The organism is Acidobacteriota bacterium (assembly GCA_016715115.1).
Lineage (GTDB): Bacteria > Acidobacteriota > Blastocatellia > Pyrinomonadales > Pyrinomonadaceae > JAFDVJ01.
Window position 1 is genome coordinate 266,603 of record JADKBM010000013.1, and the last position, 18,327, is coordinate 284,929.

At 55.7% G+C, this 18,327-nt stretch carries 20 protein-coding genes and 1 tRNA gene; 8 read left to right on the forward strand and 13 right to left on the reverse strand.

Features of this window, described 5'->3' with window-relative positions:
- Positions 1 to 9: 9 nt before the first annotated feature.
- The 5 genes from IPN69_15985 to IPN69_16005 all read right to left on the reverse strand — a co-directional run bounded on the left by IPN69_15985 (position 10) and on the right by IPN69_16005 (position 5,282).
- Positions 10 to 201, reverse strand: coding sequence for a hypothetical protein (locus tag IPN69_15985; GenBank protein MBK8812210.1), 192 nt, complete (start codon positions 199 to 201; stop codon positions 10 to 12).
- Between the two features lie 280 nt (positions 202 to 481).
- A complete protein-coding gene (locus IPN69_15990) occupies positions 482 to 1,561 on the reverse strand; it encodes a TonB family protein (protein ID MBK8812211.1) in 1,080 nt (359 codons plus the stop codon).
- Positions 1,562 to 1,579: 18 nt separating this feature from the next.
- The gene (locus tag IPN69_15995; protein ID MBK8812212.1) at positions 1,580 to 3,238 is read right to left on the reverse strand and encodes a protein kinase; all 1,659 of its coding nucleotides are present in this window, start codon (positions 3,236 to 3,238) and stop codon (positions 1,580 to 1,582) included.
- Positions 3,239 to 3,597: 359 nt separating this feature from the next.
- A complete protein-coding gene (locus tag IPN69_16000) occupies positions 3,598 to 4,755 on the reverse strand; it encodes an NAD(P)/FAD-dependent oxidoreductase (GenBank protein MBK8812213.1) in 1,158 nt (385 codons plus the stop codon).
- Positions 4,752 to 5,282 carry a DinB family protein gene (locus IPN69_16005; protein MBK8812214.1) on the reverse strand — a complete coding sequence of 177 codons (531 nt, stop codon included), beginning with the start codon at positions 5,280 to 5,282 and terminating at the stop codon, positions 4,752 to 4,754. Before IPN69_16005 ends, IPN69_16000 begins: the two co-directional genes overlap by 4 nt.
- Before the next feature lie 36 nt (positions 5,283 to 5,318).
- Here IPN69_16005 and IPN69_16010 point away from each other — a divergent pair, with 36 nt between their 5' ends.
- Complete coding sequence (locus IPN69_16010) at positions 5,319 to 5,720, forward strand: hypothetical protein (protein MBK8812215.1); 402 nt, start codon at positions 5,319 to 5,321, stop codon at positions 5,718 to 5,720.
- Here the strand turns inward: IPN69_16010 and IPN69_16015 are convergent.
- Positions 5,696 to 6,331, reverse strand: a complete 636-nt coding sequence (locus IPN69_16015) for a class I SAM-dependent methyltransferase (GenBank protein ID MBK8812216.1) — start codon at positions 6,329 to 6,331, stop codon at positions 5,696 to 5,698. The two genes, IPN69_16010 and IPN69_16015, sit on opposite strands and share 25 nt — an antisense overlap.
- A 180-nt stretch (positions 6,332 to 6,511) precedes the next feature.
- On the opposite strand from IPN69_16015, the gene IPN69_16020 reads away from it, so the two are divergent.
- Positions 6,512 to 7,432 carry a hypothetical protein gene (locus tag IPN69_16020; protein MBK8812217.1) on the forward strand — a complete coding sequence of 307 codons (921 nt, stop codon included), beginning with the start codon at positions 6,512 to 6,514 and terminating at the stop codon, positions 7,430 to 7,432.
- A gap of 614 nt (positions 7,433 to 8,046) precedes the next feature.
- Here the strand turns inward: IPN69_16020 and IPN69_16025 are convergent.
- Together IPN69_16025 and IPN69_16030 are read right to left on the reverse strand one after the other, a co-directional pair.
- Positions 8,047 to 8,475: a hypothetical protein gene (locus IPN69_16025; GenBank protein ID MBK8812218.1), complete on the reverse strand. Its 429-nt coding sequence runs from the start codon at positions 8,473 to 8,475 to the stop codon at positions 8,047 to 8,049.
- Positions 8,476 to 8,494: 19 nt separating this feature from the next.
- Positions 8,495 to 8,581, reverse strand: a tRNA-Leu gene (locus IPN69_16030).
- Between the two features lie 70 nt (positions 8,582 to 8,651).
- On the opposite strand from IPN69_16030, the gene IPN69_16035 reads away from it, so the two are divergent.
- From IPN69_16035 to IPN69_16060, 6 genes are all read left to right on the forward strand, one after another.
- Positions 8,652 to 9,338 (forward strand): YggS family pyridoxal phosphate-dependent enzyme, encoded by a 687-nt coding sequence (locus tag IPN69_16035; protein MBK8812219.1) that lies wholly within the window; start codon positions 8,652 to 8,654, stop codon positions 9,336 to 9,338.
- Between the two features lie 2 nt (positions 9,339 to 9,340).
- The gene (locus IPN69_16040) at positions 9,341 to 9,934 is read left to right on the forward strand and encodes a YggT family protein (protein ID MBK8812220.1); all 594 of its coding nucleotides are present in this window, start codon (positions 9,341 to 9,343) and stop codon (positions 9,932 to 9,934) included.
- Positions 9,931 to 10,236 carry a YggU family protein gene (locus tag IPN69_16045; GenBank protein ID MBK8812221.1) on the forward strand — a complete coding sequence of 102 codons (306 nt, stop codon included), beginning with the start codon at positions 9,931 to 9,933 and terminating at the stop codon, positions 10,234 to 10,236. Before IPN69_16040 ends, IPN69_16045 begins: the two co-directional genes overlap by 4 nt.
- A 51-nt stretch (positions 10,237 to 10,287) precedes the next feature.
- Positions 10,288 to 11,028 (forward strand): YebC/PmpR family DNA-binding transcriptional regulator, encoded by a 741-nt coding sequence (locus IPN69_16050; GenBank protein MBK8812222.1) that lies wholly within the window; start codon positions 10,288 to 10,290, stop codon positions 11,026 to 11,028.
- Positions 11,029 to 11,228: 200 nt separating this feature from the next.
- The gene (ruvC, locus tag IPN69_16055; protein MBK8812223.1) at positions 11,229 to 11,726 is read left to right on the forward strand and encodes a crossover junction endodeoxyribonuclease RuvC; all 498 of its coding nucleotides are present in this window, start codon (positions 11,229 to 11,231) and stop codon (positions 11,724 to 11,726) included.
- Between the two features lie 50 nt (positions 11,727 to 11,776).
- Complete coding sequence (locus tag IPN69_16060) at positions 11,777 to 12,502, forward strand: hypothetical protein (protein MBK8812224.1); 726 nt, start codon at positions 11,777 to 11,779, stop codon at positions 12,500 to 12,502.
- On the opposite strand, the gene IPN69_16065 is transcribed toward IPN69_16060, so the two are convergent.
- From IPN69_16065 to IPN69_16085, 5 genes are all read right to left on the reverse strand, one after another.
- Positions 12,499 to 13,398 carry a pseudouridine-5'-phosphate glycosidase gene (locus IPN69_16065; protein MBK8812225.1) on the reverse strand — a complete coding sequence of 300 codons (900 nt, stop codon included), beginning with the start codon at positions 13,396 to 13,398 and terminating at the stop codon, positions 12,499 to 12,501. The genes IPN69_16060 and IPN69_16065 overlap by 4 nt on opposite strands.
- Before the next feature lie 63 nt (positions 13,399 to 13,461).
- Entirely contained in the window at positions 13,462 to 14,280 is an 819-nt protein-coding gene (gene lepB, locus IPN69_16070) for a signal peptidase I (protein ID MBK8812226.1), read from the reverse strand.
- Positions 14,281 to 14,332: 52 nt separating this feature from the next.
- Positions 14,333 to 15,067, reverse strand: a complete 735-nt coding sequence (gene rnc, locus IPN69_16075) for a ribonuclease III (GenBank protein ID MBK8812227.1) — start codon at positions 15,065 to 15,067, stop codon at positions 14,333 to 14,335.
- An 83-nt stretch (positions 15,068 to 15,150) separates the two neighbouring features.
- Positions 15,151 to 16,347, reverse strand: a complete 1,197-nt coding sequence (locus IPN69_16080; GenBank protein MBK8812228.1) for a hypothetical protein — start codon at positions 16,345 to 16,347, stop codon at positions 15,151 to 15,153.
- 343 nt (positions 16,348 to 16,690) lie between these two features.
- Complete coding sequence (locus IPN69_16085) at positions 16,691 to 18,109, reverse strand: hypothetical protein (protein MBK8812229.1); 1,419 nt, start codon at positions 18,107 to 18,109, stop codon at positions 16,691 to 16,693.
- Between the last annotated feature and the right edge of the window lie 218 nt (positions 18,110 to 18,327).

Genomic DNA, 18,327 nt, shown 5'->3' on the forward strand with positions numbered 1-18,327 from the left:
AACCGATCTTCAACCATCCGCTACCGCAGATGGTACTGACTCGTCCCGGCCCCGAATACAAAGAACCCGTGGGTTTTTCAAAGCTCCCGAATCTGGAATCTGGAATCCGGATTCTGGAATCTTGAAATCTCGAAATCTGGAATTTTTCTTGGAATCTGGAAATTGTTCTTGGAATCTGGAATTTGGAATTTGGCCAGACAAAATAGAAGAGGCTGTCTTAAAAGTCACCGAATTGAGTCTCCGAAGGAGACAGAGAACATAGCGTAGGGTGAAGCGAAGCGAAACCCTACGTGACGTTGCATTCCCGTCTTGGTCGCTGTAAGTGACCAACAATCGTCGATTTATGTTCGTCTCCTTCGGAGACGGAAGACGAATCCCGATTCTCACGTAGCGATTCTCGCTACGCTATGTTGTCCGTCACCTTCGGCGACATAAGGGACTTCTGAGCTATCCTCTTTCTTGTTGATTGCAACGTGAAAAATCAGCTCAGCTTGAAATTGTAAACTACCGTGCCGGTTGCTTTTACAGCTTTGCCTTCGACGGTCACCGGTTTGAATTTCGAACGCTTGGCGGCTTCCTCGCTCGCGCCGCGGAGGCCTTTCGGGCCGTTCGTCGCCTTTGCGGTGACCACCTTGCCTTCTTCATCGAGCGTCACCTGAACCGTCACAACTCCTTCGGTCCGGTTCTGACGTTCGATCTGCGGATACGTCGGAACTGCGAGTTTGAGAGCCAGCTCCCGAAGCGAGCCCGCCGAATACAACTCATTCGAAGAACCCGGCTGAACGATCTTCGGACGCTCTTCATTTGGTTGGGCCTTCGCGACTTCTTTGGTCGGAACGGGCTGGACGGGCTTCGGCATTTTGGCTTGCAGTCGTGTCAACGCGTTTCTTGCGGGTTCGTTCTCGGCGTCAAGTTCGACCGCCTTTTTCAGGTCGGCCAGGGACTTTTCGAAGTTTCCGACATTCTCGAGCGCGACGCCGCGGTTGAAATACGCCATCGATTCGGTCGGGTCGAGCTCGATCACCTTGTCGAAATCGGCGATCGCCGGGTTGAAGTTCTTTTTGTTGAAATGAGCCATTCCGCGCGAAAAGAACATCATCGGGTCCTTCCCGTTAAGCTCGATCGCCTTCGTGTAATCGTTGATCGCGGCGTCGAATTCACCCATCACGAAACTCGCGTTCGCGCGATTCTGAAAGTAAGTGGCGTCCTGAGGTTTAGGTGTCGCGACCGGCGCCGGCGTCGGTTCGGTCTTCGGTTGCGGCGTCGGATCGGCTTTGACGACCGGACTCTTCGCACGGATCGAGCCGATAAGCTGATCGTCGGCACCGGCCGTGCGGAGTTCTTTTTCAAGGTCCGGATTGAGCGCGAAGGTCACGCCGCGCTGCTTCACGCCGGCGGCGAGAATCTCGTTCTTTTCGGCGATCGTCGCCTTTTTTGAACGCAGGGCCGTGATGATATCGACGAGGCTCAACTGAGTTTGCTGGCCAAACGCGATCGGTGCCGAAATCAATACTGCGCAAGTCGCGAAAAATGAAAGCAATACGGGGGAAAGTCTCTTCATATCTGATACCTCGGTTCGTTAATTGTCCTTGAGAAGGTCGTCAAGGGTGACCGATTTCTTCTGTGGCTTGTCTGTTTTGGGTGTCGGCGTCGGCTGCTTTTTCGCCTGTTGCGGCGGAGTCTGGGTCGGTTTTGCCTTGATCGACGGATCGTCCGCCGGTGCGTCCGGCGTGGCCGCGGTCGCCGCGACCGGCTGCGGCTTGAAGTCCTCGGACGTGGTTACCACCGGACTATCGGCGACGGGATTCGCTTCGGGTTTCGGCAACGAAGCGGCCGGTGCTTCAACCTTCATCGGAACAGGCCCGGCTGGCGTTTCCGCCACGAATGTCCAGATTCCCCAACCGGACGCGCCGACGACCAGCAGGAGCGCAGCAGCGCCGGCTACCTTCGCCATCGAATGCCCGCCCGCCCGTTCGGCTTCTTCGATCATCCCGGCGAAAGGTTCCGCGGATTCAACCGTTGGAGCGTGCGGCGTTGCGAACGATTCGGGAACAGGCTCGGGAGCCGGCTCGTCGATGACCTCGACCGGGATGTCGGCAAGCTTGAAATCCACCGTGTCGCGTTCCAACAGTCGCTGTTCGGCATCGGCCGCGCGCCGTTCGGCTTCGAGTCGCCGGGCTTCGGCCTCGCGGAGCTGACGCTTGATGATCTCAATCTGCTGCGATTCACCGGAACGCATTCCCGGCGGGATCGGCGAAACAGGTTTCGGGGCCGGCGCCGGAATTGAGGCCGGAAGTTCGAGAACGGCGTCGTCGTCGCCAAAATCGTCGGAAGGCGAGGGGTTCGCGTCCGCCTTGATGCGGGCGAATGCGGCCCGAAGTACCTGGCGCATTATCGAAGCCGATCCGTAACGCTCCTCGCGCCTGATCTTCATCGCTCGCGTCAGTATGTCCGATACCTCCGACGGCACGGCAGGATTGAGTTTCGTCGCCGGGACCAGCGGATCGGGTTTGCCTTCGAGCAGATCGATCGAACGAGTCAAAGCATCCGCCGGGACGCGCCCCGTCAGCAAATGATAGATCGTCGCGCCGATCGAGTAGATATCGCTCTGAACGTCCAGGGGCAGTTCGAGAATCTCGGCGGATTGCTCGTCATAACCGCTGCGGATGACCTTGCGCGAACCGACATCGAGGCCGAGCCAGATCTGTTCGATCGGCAGGTAGCCGAGAATGGCGGCGTCGAATGACATCGTCTCGGTTTCGTCGGCGTGTTCGCCCGATGGCGAAACTCCAAAGACAAAGAGCTTGACGTTGCCGCCCGAGCTCAGCTTGATGTTTTGCGGCTTGATGTCGGAATGGATTATCGGCGGGACCTGAGTGTGCAGATGATGAAGCGCGTCCAGCAGACCGTCGGCCCAGAAAGAGACTTCCTTGACCGGAAATGCGTTCTTCGTCTTTTCAAGCAATTCGCCGAGGGTTTTTCCATCGGCGTGATCCATTACAAGATAGCGCCGGCCCGATTCGTTGAAGGAATCGGTCGCGCATAGAAGTGACTGATGCCGGACCGTTGCCGGAACCGCGCGTATTTCAGATGACGCTCCTTCGAGCTGAGATTCTTTGAGCATAACGTTTTTGCCGGCGGTATTGTCGAATGCTGCGTAACCGAGTCCGGCATCGATCTGGCCGAGTTGCGCGGTGATGCGATAGCGATTCCGAAGGATTTGATTGGTAGAAAGCATAGGGGGAAATGGCGAACGGGAGACTCGTCGCGTCTGAAACATTATAAACAATGCAAAACGATTATGAAAGAGTTTTTTGCTTTGTCGTTCGGGCGAAAATCGTTCTCGGGAGCGCCGAAGAAATGCCGGCCGATGTGATCGAGATCATCGAGGGCGACGAAGAGATCACGCCCAACCGGTAAGCGAAGCGGCAAAAGAGACTTCGTGTGATCTTCGTGTCGCTTCGTGGTTCAAGAAATGCGGTCTTTTCATCAAGGTTCAAACGAAAAAAAGGCCCGACCCGCGATCACGCCGAAGCGCAAAACGACCGTAAAAAAAGAACTTCGTGTGATCTTCGTGTCGCTTCGTGGTTCAAAAAATCAGATCGCGCGTCCACACGCAAATCCCGAGGACCACGCCCACTGGAAATTGTAACCGCCGAGCCAGCCCGTGACGTCGACGACTTCGCCGATGAAGAACAGGCCCGTAATCGTTTTCGATTCCAAGGTCTGCGAAGAAAGCTCGGCGGTCGAGATGCCGCCGGCGGTGACCTCCGCCTTCTGATAGCCTTCGGTCCGGTCGAATGCGACGCACCACGAATTGAGACTCTCGGCGACCTCCGCCTGTTCCTTCGGGTTCAACTGTGCGAGCGGTTTGTTCCATTTCGCGGACAGAACTTCCGCAGCGCTTTTCGGGAGATGCCCGGCGAGAAAATTCGCCAGCGTTTGTCTGGACGGGGCGTTCTCCCTGAGCAGCGACAGTGCGTCGCGGCCAGGAAGCAGGTCTATCGTCACCGGAGTTTCCGGTTTCCAATAGTTGGATATCTGCAGGATCGCCGGCCCGGAAAGTCCTTGATGGGTGAAGAGTATGTTCTCGCGAAAAGATATTCTGCCGACCGACGCGGTCGCATCGATCGATACGCCGGCGAGCTTTCCGAATTTCGAACCGCCCGCGAACGCGAGCGGCACGAGTGCCGGACGGGTCGGAACGATCTTGAGTCCGAACTGCCGCGCGACCCGGTAACCCAAATCGGTCGCGCCGACCTTCGGGAACGAAAGTCCGCCCGCGGCGATGACTAGCTTTTTGGCTTCGTATCTGCCGAGGCCGGTATCGATCACGAACCCCGAACCGCTTCGGCCGACCGACGCGACCGGGCAGTTCGTTAGGATCGTGACCTTCGCGCGCTCGCATTCGAGCAGCAGCATTTCGACGATCTGCCGCGCCGAATTACGGCAGAAGATCTGCCCTAGTTTCTTTTCGTAGAACTCGATTCGATGCTTGCGGACGAGTTCGACAAAATCGTGCGGCGTATAACCGGCGAGCGCCGACTTCGCAAAATGCGGGTTTTCCGAGATGAAATTCTCGGCCGTCGTGTTCAGATTCGTGAAATTGCATCGGCCGCCGCCCGAGATCAGGATCTTGCGGCCGGGCTGCACATTGTGTTCGACAACGAGGACGCGTTTCCCGCGCCTTCCGGCAGTTATGGCGCAGAAAAGTCCGGCGGCTCCGGCGCCGATGACGACGGCGTCGTAGGTCATCTTCCGAGATACCGTTCGAGCAGAATGTTGGTGTGATGGATCTCGTGTCCGGCAACGATATAGCCGAGCGCGCGGACGCTGATTTCGTGGTCGTTGGCGACGCCGCGGCGATCCCAGGCCGCTTCCGGAAACTGCCCGAACATCAGAATATGCGAGCGCCGCAGGAGCAGGAATTCGTCGATCAGATCCGGCCAGCAGCAGTCGTCGAAATAGGCGTTGAGAATATAGTCGTCCTGCTCCATTCCCGCCAGTTCATTCCCGTCGGCGCGTGCGAAGCGCAGTGCGCGGTACGCCATAATTCGTTCTGTATCAATAAGATGGCCGAGAAGCTCGCGAATGCTCCACTTCCCTTCGGCGTAACGGTAGAGCGACTGTTCATCCGAGATCGACGAATATAGTTCCTCGACGAAAGCGCAGCGTGACCGCAGTGTTTTCAGCAGATCGGCGCCTTCGACCTTCGAGACGTAACCGCCATAGTAAGCAAAATACTCATCTTCCGCGGGGCGCGAAATGACCGGAATTTTCATATTCCAATTCTAGCAAAAAAACGATAGAATCAGCTGATGAAATTTTTCACCAGATATATGCCGTTGTTGATGATCTTTTTGTCGTTTTCCGCGGCCGGCGTTTTTGCTCAGAAAGCGGAACCGATGCGGATCAAATTCGCGAAAGGGAAGTCGTCGGCCACGATCACCAACACGCTCTCGAACGATGAAGAGATGGACCTTGTTTTCAGCGCCAAAAAGGACCAATCCGTCTCGTTGAAGGTCTCTTCAAAACCGAAAGGCAACTTCTTTGATTTCACGCTCGGCGGAGACGGTTTCGACCTCGAGACCGAGATGGATTCGTATTCCGAATACGCGTTTCGCGCACCCGAAACCGGCGACTATCTGGTTACCGTCCGCAAACGGCCGACGGAAGCAACGCCGAAGGCAAGGTTCTATCTGGTTCTGACGATCCGCTGAGGCGCGGCGGCGCTTTCGCAAACAAATAGGAAACGCTGCTCCGAACCGGGCATCAGCTTCGACGTGAACCTCACGCCGTTTTTGACAAGTTCAGCCTCGATGTTCGGCCCGCCGAAGAGCCGCAAGGGTCGTCCTCGGGCCCAATGGATGAGTCGCGGGAGCTTTTGCGAAAATTTGTCGAGCGCGCGGCAGGTTACGAAGTCGACGTCGGGTACGGTAATCTCCTCGAATTGGCGATTTATTACCCTTGTCCGGTCTTCGATTCCGAGCGCTGCGACCGCGTCCCTTAAAAATCCGGATTTCTTGAGTTTCGCCTCGATAAGGACGCTCTTGAGGTCAGGTCGGACGATCAGACATGGAATCGACGGAAGACCCGCACCGGTTCCGACATCGGCGAAAGCGCAGCTTTCAGGCAGATACTCTAGCAGCGTCAGAGACTCAAGAATATGCCGGACGGCAAATTCTTCAACCGGCGCCGGCGCCACCAAATGGAGAATTGGATTGTTTTCCTGGACAAGGTCGTAAAAGTCGGCAAGTTTCTTGATCGCGGCATCTTCGATCCGCAAACCGAACGCCCCCTGATTCATTGAAATTGCTTCGGCAAATTGCATCGTGAACAAAGTTTAAGTTCAAGTGCAAATCAAATGCAAAATCGTTTCGTCAAAACGTTCTTCGTTCAGCTGTTTGGATATTCCGCCCGCGGATTCGAGGCTTGGTTGGTTAACAATCCTACCTCTGATCCCGAGGCCCAAACCAATTTGGAGGCTACTTTGTACAAATCTATTTCTACGTTGCACAAATTCACGGCGGTCAAAAGCGCGACCGCTTCGTTTATTGTTTTAGCGCTCGCGATCTTGACGTCCGGCGTATTGGTCAGGGCCCAGAGCGCGGGTGCGCCATCCGCGCCGGTGAGCAAGTCGAACGCGGTTTTCAAAGATGCTTGGTTTGAAGACGACGTCGTTCAGGACAAAGAAAACGGGGTGCGAATCCACGTTAAATTCACCGTTACGAATATGAAGAACGTCGATTCCGAACTCGCGATCCGTTTCTACAACGGCGACGAACCGTTGATGGATAGCGACGACAGTTTCTCCAATTCGTTGGGCCAGGTCGTCGTCACGCGGGAACTCAAACCGGGTTTCGAGACGACCGATTACAACGACCTGGACCTGTTCATTCCGTACAGCCAACTCGATCTCGAAGACGGCGAATACTCACTGAGGATGGACATCGATCTCAATCGTGAAAACGGCGAACTGATTCAGCATCTGGCGTGGAAGGATTTTCCGTATTCGCAAACGAAGAAAGAGGAAGTTGACGAATCCGGCACGAAAGTGAACCGCATTTGGGTCGATTACAACGTCAGCCGCGGCGGGAAAAAGGGAATGCTTGTTCACGTCAATTTCGAAGTCGCGGGAATGAAGGGCGTCGATGCACTGCTCGCGATTCGAATCCGAAAGGGTGGCGACACATACCTCGAAAGCGCGAGCGCGAGTTTTTCGAACGCCGACGGTGAGTTCGAAGTCACGTACGCGATCAAACCCGGTTACGACACAGCCGTTTACGAGGACGCGACGGTGTTCATTCCGTACAACGAGATCGTCATCACGCGAGGGACGTGGGATCTCGAATTGGACGCCGATCTGCGTTACGAAGACGGCGAACTCATCCGGCACCTCGACTTTTACGAGTTCGAATTCAAGCGACAGTAGCTGCGGAATCCCGGATTCCATAGAATTCCAGAGATTCCAGAGAATTCCAGGATTCCAGAGAATTCCAGGATTCCAGAGAATTCCAGAGATTCCAGAGAATTCCAGAGATTCCAGAGAATTCCAGGATTCCAGAGAATTCCAGAGAGTTCCAGAGATTCCAGAGAATTCCAGGATTCCAGAGAATTCCAGAGAATTCCAGGATTCCAGAGAATTCCAGGATTCCAGAGAATTCCAGAGATTCCAGAGAATTCCAGAGAGTTCCAGAGATTCCAGAGAATTCCAGGATTCCAGAGATTCCAGAGAATTCCAGGATTCCAGAGATTCCAGAGAATTCCAGGATTCAAGAGAATTCCCGAGATTCCAGGAATTCCCGAGATTCCAGGAATTCCAGAGATTTCCAGAGATTCGAGAGTTCGAGAGCATTGAAGATCATTGAAAAACCGAGATGAATGAGACAAATCGCGTTTTCTCCAGAACACAGATTGCCGGGATGGAGCGGATTTGTTTCACTCAATGGTGATCTCAAGCAACGCTGAGTTCGAAGCATCAGCTTGCATCCGATCTATCTGTGTTCTGTCAGAAACGGCCCCTGAACCGCCGCTAACTAGGTTTTTCTAACCTCGTGAATCTGGAACTCGAGTCTGGAATCTCTGGAATTTCTGGAATCCGGAATCTGGAAAATCTGGAATCTTTGGAATCTGGAATGTCTGGAATGTCTGGAATCTCTGGAATCTCTGGAATCTCTGGAATCCGGAATCCGGAAAATCTGGAATCTTTGGAATCTGGAATGTCTGGAATGTCTGGAATCTCTGGAATGTCTGGAATGTCTGGAATCTCTGGAATCCGAAATCTGGAAAATCTGGAATCTTTGGAATCTGGAATGTCTGGAATGTCTGGAATCTCTGGAATCCGGAATGTCTGGAATCTCTGGAATGTCCGGAATCTCTGGAATGTCTGGAATCTCTGGAATGTCTGGAATCCGGCATCTGGAAAATCTGGAATCTCTTGAACCCCGAATCAAAAAAGGGATGAAAGACACACATCTTTCATCCCTCAAGATCTTGGTGCGGACGAATGGAATCGAACCATCACGAGCTTAAGCTCACAGGCTTCTGAGACCTGCGCGTCTACCAGTTCCGCCACGTCCGCGTGAAAAGGCAAATGTCAATATACAATTTGTGCCGTGAAAGTTCAAACGGTCTTTTGTTATCATTAGACGATGTCTGAAACTCTCGCCGAACGAATCGCGGCCGTCGAAAGGTCGATCGCCGAAGCCGCCCGAAACGCTTGTCGCAAGACTTCGGAAGTCTCGTTAATTGCGGTCAGCAAAACGCATACGGCCGCGACGATACGCGAGGCGATCGGCTGCGGTTTGCGGGTTTTCGGCGAGAATAAAGTGCAGGAGGCAGAGTCGAAGATCGCGGAACTCGGACGGGATTCGGCCGAATGGCACCTGATCGGACATCTGCAGTCGAACAAAGCGCGCAAGGCCGTGCGTTTGTTTGATGTCATTGAATCGGTCGATTCGGTCGAACTCGCGGCGCGCCTTGAGCGTATCTGCGAAGAAGAGGGACGCAATGAACTGCAAGTCCTGATTCAGGTCGATCTCGCGCTCGAGGCGACAAAGAACGGTGCAACGGAGGCCGAATTGCCGTCGATCGTCGATTTCCTCGGCGGATGCAAACGGTTGAAACTTATAGGGTTAATGACTCTGCCGCCGTTTTTTGATGATCCCGAACTCGCGCGCCCCTTTTTCCGCAAACTTCGCAAACTTCGAGATAGTTTCGTTCCGGGCGGCGAACTTTCGATGGGGATGAGCCACGATTTTGCGGTCGCGATCGCCGAGGGCGCGACACTGGTTCGCGTCGGAACGGCGATCTTCGGCGAACGCGAATATCAACGATAATTATGCTGACAAAAGACGTTTATCCGTGGATCAGTCTGGTCGTCACGACCGTCTATCTGGTTTTCCTGGCGCTGCTCGTGCTGCGTTTGATCTTCAATTACGCCGATCCGAATCCGTTCGGCAAGATCGGACGGTTCTCGTACCATCTCAAGAAGCGTACCGACAGGTTCGTCTATCCGGCGGCCCGGTTCTTGGCGAATTTTCGGGTCGACACCAGGCTCGCCCCGATCGTGACGGCGCTCATCGCCGGAGTTCTTGTGTATTTCGCGCTTGGCATCGTCAGCAACACGATGTTCGTCATCGACGGTCTTTCGATCGGTATCGCATCGGGCAATGTGAAGTTCTTCATCGGCTTTGTGCTCTACGGATTGCTCAGTTTGCTGGTGCTTTTCATTTTCATACGATTCATTTCTTCGTGGTTCGTTTTCACGCGCAACACGTTTCTCGGATTCGTTCAAAGGGTCACCGATCCGATCTTGATTCCGTTCCAAAAACTTATTCCGCCGATCGGGATGATCGATCTTTCGGCGATGATTCTGCTGATCCTCATCGGGTTTCTGCAAACCCTCGTTATGCGGATCTTCGTTTACCCGTGATCGACATAACCGAAAAAGACGGCGCGGTGACATTTCGCGTGCGCGTGGTGCCGCGGGCGTCGAGAACGGAGATTGCCGGCGAACTGGACGGCGCTCTGAAGATCCGGATCGCGTCGCCGCCGGTCGACGGCGCGGCCAATGAGGAGTTGATCAAGTTTCTGGCGAAACAGCTTGGAGTTTCAAAGTCGGATGTCGAGATCGCCGGGGGAAAGAATTCGAAATCAAAATCGATAAGGGTCCGCAACGTGGCCTCGGATGCCGTCGCGAAAGCGATAAATTTGATTGACCCGAAAATCCCGTGATATAGTCTCTTTTTCAAAACAAAATCAAGAAACTCAAGGTAATCATCAACAATGTCCGGACATTCCAAATGGCATACAATCAAACATAAAAAGGGCGCGCTCGATGCCAAGCGCGGAAAGATATTTACCAAGCTCATCAAGGAGATCACCGTCGCCGCGCGGACTGGCGGTAGCGGCGATCCTGACTCGAACGCCCGTCTGCGGAAAGCCGTGAACGACGCGAAAGGGCAAAATATGCCGAACGAGACGATCGACCGTGCGATCAAGCGCGGCACGGGCGAACTCGAAGGGGTCAGCTACGATGAGATCACGTACGAAGGCTACGGCGTCGGCGGGGTCGCGATGCTGGTCGAAACGATGACCGACAACCGAAACCGTACGGTCGCGGAAATTCGCCATCTTTTTTCGAAAAACGGCGGCAACCTTGGCGAGGCCGGATCGGTCGCCTGGATGTTCGACAAAAAGGGGTTGATCATCGTCGACAAGGATTCAAGATCCGAAGACGAGCTTTTCGAACTCGTGATCGAGGCCGGCGCCGACGATCTGCAGGACGAAGGCGATGTTTTCGAGATCTACACCGCGCCCGAGAACTTTCACGCCGTCGATCAGGCGATCCGTGCCGCGGGCATCGAACCGCAGGTTTCGGAACTCTCGATGATCCCGCAGAACTACATCAAACTCGAAGGCGCGGACGCCAAGCAGATGCTCAAGCTTTACGATGCGATCGACGACAACGACGACGTCCAGAAGGTTTACGCGAACTTCGATATCGACGAAAGCGAAATGGAATGATTGGATTTGGGAATTGTGATTTGGGATTGCGGATTGGTCCGGGCCGGAATTCGGAATTCGGAATTGTGATTTAGGATTGCTGATTGTTCCGGAGCAATTCAGAAATCCAAAATCCAAAATCGAAATTTGGAATTGTGATTTGGGATTGCGGTTTGGTCCGGAGCCGTTCTCAAATCCCAAATCCCAAATCCGAAATCGAAATGCGTGTTCTTGGAATCGATCCCGGGAGCGAGACTCTCGGTTGGGGTATCATCGAGGGCGAAAAGCTGAAATACGGCCTCGTCGATTTTGGCACGGTCAAGACGTCGCCCAAAGAATCGTTTTCGAAGCGCGTGTTGAAGATCGGTGACGGTGTCGCCGCGGTGATCGAAAAATTCTGTCCCGACGTGCTGTCGATCGAAGAAGCGTTTTACGCCAACAACGTCAAGGTCGCACTCAAACTCGGACAGGTTCGCGGCGCGGTTTTGTACGTCGGCGAACGCGAGAAGCTCGAGATCGCGGAATACAGTCCGCGACTCGTGAAACAAACCGTTGTCGGTTACGGCAACGCTGAAAAACACCAGGTTCAGGAAATGGTCCGGCTGTTGCTCAGACTCAAGAGCATTCCCGAACCTCACGACGCGGCGGATGCGCTGGCGATAGCGATCTGCCATTTTCACCACGCGGGCGTCGCGGCGAGACTCAAACTCGCCAAGTAACTCACGAGCCCTTCACAGGTTCGACAATTCAACACTCAAGGAGAATCCCTATGCGAAAACCTCTCTTTTTCGTGCTTCTTTTTATTTTTTCAATCATCCCGACGGCTGCTCAGAAACCACGCAAACCGGCGCCGAGAAGCGTGCGTGCGGTCGTCGTCGACAACAGCCTTGCCGTCGTCCGAAATGCGCCCGGATACTTCGGCCAAACGGTACGACGGCTGCGCCGCGGCCGCGAGCTGACGGTTCTCGGTTCAAAGCCCGCCGACGGCGCGGTTTTTCTGCGCGTCTCGATCTCGCCCCGCACGAACGGCTGGATCCAGCGCGAAGCGGTCGTCGTGCGAACCGCGGCGGGAGACGACGAGCGTTTGCTGGGTCTCATACTATCGCTCAAGAATTTTGAGCAGATCGAAGCCGTCCGGATATTTCTGAACGAGTTTCCGGCGTCGCCCCAGCGTGCGCAGATGCTGCTCCTGTTCGGCGATCTGATCGAGGAGTCGGCGGAGAAACTCTCCGCGTTGGCGTCCAAGCGGCTCAACCGTGCCGCGATGGCCGCGGCGGGCGGGCCGGTTCACGGTTACCTGCTGAATTACTCGGGGCTTGACCGGTACCGGAAACTCGGCGTCGTTTTCTTTGTTAATGCGAGAACGCGGAAACTGCATTATGCCGGAACCGCCTGGCGCGAGATCTTGCAGAAATTCCCTGATTCAGCCGAAGCCGTTGAGGCCCGTAAGCGACTTGCCGCGCTCGACGAAAAGCTGAAAGCCGAACCGGTCTAAGCGCGCGCGAGTTCGACGGCGACCAGCGACGCAACGCGGGCGTTGTTGGCAAGCAGCGCGATGTTCGCCTTGAGCGTTCGTCCGACGCTCCGCGACGACATTTCGCCGAGAAGAAACGGCGTCATCTCTTTGCCGCGAACACCGCGTTCGTCGGCGAGTTTCAGCGCGTCCGCCAGAATCGATTCGAGTTCGGCGCGCGGGATCTCGAAATCCTCCGGCACCGGAACGGTCAGCAGTACCGCGCCCTCGGTTCCGAGAGCGTCGCGCGCGCGGATGATCGCGGATGCGTCGGCGGCGGTCTCGACGGACTCGTCAACTTCAAGTCCGCTCGACCGGCTGTAAAACGCCGGCAACTCGACGCATTGCCAGCCGAGCACCGTGACGCCGTTGGTTTCGAGCCATTCACGGGTCGCGGCAAGATCGAGGACGATCTTCGCGCCTGAGCAGACGACCGTGATCGGCGTGCGCGCGAGTTCGGGCAGATCGGCCGAAACGTCGGCTGCAAATCCGCGATGGACGCCGCCGATGCCGCCGGTCGCAAAAACCCTTATTCCGGCACGATGCGCGATGAACGCGGTCGTCGCGACGGTCGTCGCACAAGTCAGTCGGCGGCCGACGGCGATCGGCAGGTCGCGTCGAGAGATCTTTCGGATGTCGTTTCCGGTGGCTAGTCTCTCGATCTGCGCGGCATCGAGTCCGACGCAGAACTCGCCGCCAAAGACCGCGATCGTCGCCGGGACCGCGCCATTTTCGCGGACTGTGCTCTCAAGGAGGTTGGCGGTTTCGAGGTTTTGCGGGAACGGAAGACCGTGCGCGATGACGGTCGATTCGAGCGCGACGATCGGTCGGTTCGCGACCAACGCTTCGCGGACTTCCTGGTTGAAACGGATGTTCATTGCAAAAAGGAATCGGACGGCGGTGAACGACGCGAGATCGCAGGTCCACCGGGGAAGTCAGAACTATTTGATCATCTTGCCGATGCGGCTCAAACGCGGGTGGGTGACGCATCCGAGCATGCTGTCGCTGCTCGCCTTGCGGTCGCACGACCAATAAACGAACATCGCGCGGCCGATGACCAGGTCGCGGTTGACGAATCCCCAGAAGCGGCTGTCCTCGCTGTTGTTCCGGTTATCGCCCATCACGAAATACGAATCTTCGGGAACCTTCATTTCTTTGCCGGCGACCCCGAAATTCATTGTGGGAACGACGCCGGTGCCGCCTTTCGCGACCCTCGCGACCTCGTCGGCGTCATACATCACCGACCACTTGGCGTTCTCGTTGGTGTCGATGACTTTGGTCGGGACTTCCGTCGTGTCGGTCGCATCGTCCGCGACGAGTCGGTTTTCGGGGAGCAACTCGCCGTTGATATATACCTGATTCCCGCGAAACTCGACCGTTTCGCCGGGGAGTCCGATGACCCGCTTAACATAATTGACCTGATAGGCGGTGATCCCGTGGGCGCGGTCACCGGCCGGATTAACCTTGTTTCCGGGATACTTGAAAACGATGATGTCGCCGCGCTCGATCTCTTTTTGCGGCAGCAACGGAACCGGCTTTCCGCCGGGCGCGAAAACGAATTTGTTGACCAGAAGATAGTCGCCGATCAGGATCGTGTTTTGCATCGAACCGGTCGGAACCGTGACCGCCTGAATTACAAACGTCATCCCGAAAATCGCCATGATCAGCGTCACGACGAACGATTCCATATACTCGCGGAATGTCGACTTCGGAGGCGCTACTTTTTTCGATTTGACCGGTTCGTTCGATTCTTCACTCATAAAAATTCAATTGGACCAAGAGGATTTTTCAAAAACTAAAGGATAAAACAATTCACTTTTTTTGTCGTGCGCGCGGCGAATCTTTTCGTTCGAGCAGATCCAAAGCGGTTTTGGCGGCGTGCATTTCGGCCTGTTTGATCGAACTCCCGCTCGCACTCACGCTTCCGCCCTCCCACGTCGCTTCGACAAGAAACGTGCGCTCGTGCGGCGGGCCTTCGGTCTTGACAACCTTATACGCCGGCGCGGTCAATCTGTTTGCCTGAAGCGTCTCCTGAAGAAGAGTTTTGTAATCGAGCGCCGTCCGCGGCGACGAACTTCGAAGGTCTACTGCGAAGATGCGGGCGATGAAGGCGCGCGCCGCGATATAGCCCGCGTCGAAAAAGATCGCCGCGAGGATCGCTTCGAAGGTGTCTGCGAGCAGCGCCTGTTTGCGGCGCCCGCCGGTCTTCTCTTCGCCGCGGCCGACGCGCATAAAGTCTCCGAGTTTAAGATCGGCCGCAAGCCGCGCAAGCGTTTCGGTGCTGACGAGTTGATGCTTCATCAGCGTCAGATCCCCCTCGCTGGCCTTCGGGTGTTTGAGAAACAGTTGCTCGGCGACGGCCAGCCCGAGAACCGAATCTCCGACAAATTCGAACGATTCGTTTTGAAGGTCGCGCACATTGTCCCCGGATCCGTCCGGCAGACTCTCGTGCGCCCAGGAGCGATGCGTCAGCGCCCGCTCAAGGAGTTCGAGTTTTTGAAACCTGTGTCCGAGGGATTGTTCTAGTTTTGCGAGTTTCTTCGACATCTGAAAGCCGGAAACGGAAAAAGCCGGATGCCTTCGTTGTAGCGCATCCGGCCTTTTAATTCAAGACTTAACTTGTTTTTGGATTAACGGGTACCTTTCTTCTTCGGCGCCGGCTTCTTTACCGCGGCAGCGGGTTTGACGGTCGTCGCGGTCGGCGTCGTTGCCTTAACGACAGGTTTGGTCGTCGTCGCAACGGTCGTCGTCTTGGACACCGTCACGACCGGCGTTTCGGGCACGGTCGAGGTCGTCTCTTCGAGGATCACCGGTGCCGGAGCGGACGCCGGGTCCGGCATCGGCTTGGCGATCGCTTCGGAAACGTACTTGTCCATTCCATCGACCTTGCCGTTAAAGCGGATCTTGTAAACTTCGGTCAACGTCTCGGTGATCTCGGTCCTCAGCTTCGCGTCCTTTGCCAGGCTCTGGGCGCGGCCAAAGGCGTCGACTGCTCTTTCCGCATAGGCGCGGGCAAGCGCGAGTTTCGCTTTCGCTTCGTCGGTCACCGTTTTGTTGTTTGCCTCAAAGATCTTCTTCGACTCGTCCAAGAATTCGGCGGCCTTCGCCGTGTACCAGAAACCGATCTCCTGGAAAACTGCCGGGTCCGTCTTCTTTTCACCTGACCGACTGGCCTTGTAAAAGTACTTGATACCTTCGTCTTTACTCGAAAGCCGATAGTAATTGATGAAACCGATCGTGTAGTTCAACCACGAAAGCGCATTCTCCTTGCTGCCGAACGGATCGTAAGTTCCCCACTTGAGATTCTTCGACATCACGCCCGACTCGATCTTCTGGATCGCCGTCTTCGCGTACATCACGGTTTCGTTGTTGTATTTGTCGCTCTTCTCGACGATTCGGTCGTAACCGATCGAAACATGCGTCAGCATAATATCGAGCCCCAAACTCGGATCCGTCTTCGGATCGTTCATTATTTCCTTGCTGACCGAAAGGAAGTCGTCCCACCGCTTGGCTTTGAAATTATCGTTGTATGCGGCGATGCGCTTGCACGGCGGTTCGTCCTCGTTCTTGAGTTTGGCCGCGCGCCCTTTGATCTTGGCGACGAGTTCCGCGTTTTCGACGTCATCCTTGAATTTCTCGCCGATGTACTCGCCGTATTCGATCGCCTTGTCGCGGGTTCCGCACGGTTTGTTGAGTTCGGCCTTGAAAAGCTCGAAACAAGCCGCAAGGTCCGGACATTTTTCCGTGGTGTCCTGAGCGTTGGCAGAAACGATGCCGACCGTGGTCAGAAACATCGTCACCGCAAAGACCCGAAGTAAAGTTTTCATTGAATCAATCCTCCAAAACAAGTTAAATCCCTGCCTTCCGCAACCGCCGGGAAACCCTATGTTTCTACCGTTCGAATTGCGAAATGATAGATGTTCGGCGATCCGAAAAAGGTTGCATAATTTGTGTAAATTCCAGCTTGGCAATCCAGAATACAAGTAACGTTCTCCGTATGGGGCGGAAAAGGTAAATAATCTCGTAATTTTTGCACTTGTGTCAAGCCGAAGTCGTTGCCGGATAGGGATCCGTGTAACGTAAATAGTGCCGGGCAACCGTCAGCGAGCGGTCCTTTCGCTCGTTCACGGTCACGCAAAACTATGGTATCTCAACGCTTACGGAACCCGCCTACGGCTTCACCACCCTCGGGCGCGTGATCTCTTCGGATTTCGGCTTGATGACGATGGTCGGGAACAACGGTTCATTCTTCTGATCGTTCTTTCTCGGGCCGACGGTTTCCTGCGCGCCCTTCTTGCCCACCCGAAGCGTGCCGGGTTCGTCGTCGGAATCCTCCGTTCGCGCGTCGTCGATCTTGATCGATGTCTTGGCGTCGATCTTCGTTTGCGGTTTCAGTTCGACCGGGACCTTCGCCAACGGCGTGGCGGCGCCTTTTTGGCCGAGCCGCACGCGGAGCGCGTTGTAGATTCTGCCCGCAACCGCGGCGGCGTACTTTCCGCGTTCCGACTGGCCGCGTGTGATGACGACGACCGCGAGTTTCGGATCCCGGACCGGAGCGACCGATGCGAAAAGGCCGAGCCACGAGCCCTGGCCGATGCAGGAGCCTGTTTTTCCGGCGATCCCGAGCGACGAATCGACCCCGTTGCGCGCGGTCCCGTAGGTCGCGGCGCCGATCATTCCGGGAAGAACGTGCTCGAGCGTCGAAGGCGGAAGCTCGATCTGGCGCCGGTACATTCCGCGAAACGCGGCCTTCTCGAAACCCGGACGCGGAATCTGCGGAACGATCACCCGTCCGCCGTTGGAAAGCGCCGAGACCATCACCGCCAGTTGCAAAGGCGTCACCGCGAAGTCGTCGCCGTGCGAATAGATGCGCGCGTTGTTGTTGCCATAGGGCAGTCTGCCGGGGGTTTCTCCGCTCGCGTTGAGTCCGGTCGGGGCGCCGAGCCCGAGGATCTTGGCGTAGCCGATCATCTTTTCGCTTCCAAGATTGACGCCGACGCGCTGGAAGTAGGCGTTGTTCGAATAGGCGAGCGCGTCGTCAAGCCCGATGCCGATGCTGCCTCCCGAGAAACTGCCGTCGGCATTGATCACGCTTTCATTGAGTCCGGCGACAGACGTCACGAGTTTGATCACCGAGCACGGCTTGAAACTCTGCCGGATCGCCCATTCCTGATTGATGATCGAAAGCACCTTTCCGGTTTGCGGTTCGAGGACGACCACTGTCCCTGCGCGGTCGCCGAGCGCGTCGATCGCGGCGCGGCGGACCTCGAGATCTTCACCGTCGGTGATATCGCCGGAAATGTTGTCGACGGTCATCGTGCGCAGGCCGCGTTCGAACGCGACGCGACGCGCCTGGGCTTCGCGCGCGGCCTGGGCGCGCCGGCGCTGAACCTCAAGCGCGGCCTGACGGCGTTGCTCCTCGATCTTCCGTGCGGCGGCGATCTTCTCGGCTTCGGCGCGCGAGTTCTTTTTCGCAGCCGTCTTTTTGATGAGCGGCGCCGGTTTTGCGGGAGTTTTGCGCGTTTGCGCCGAGGCATCCAACAACGGAAAAGAGAAGATGATCAAGCCGAAGAAGATTTTGCAGTACAACTTTCGGGGGTCAAAAAACATCGGTGATACCTCAGTTCGGAATTCAGGTGCTGTTTAAGGAGAGCCGAAACTGTTGATGAAAAGAATGACTTCCGAGTTGCTCAAAGAATTTGCGCGAAAGCCGTTAAAACTATAACATTCAAAGCATCTGGGGGCAAAGAGATTCTTGCGCCGACGCCGCCGGAAAAGGGTAGTTTTCGCAAAGCCCGCGTGACGAC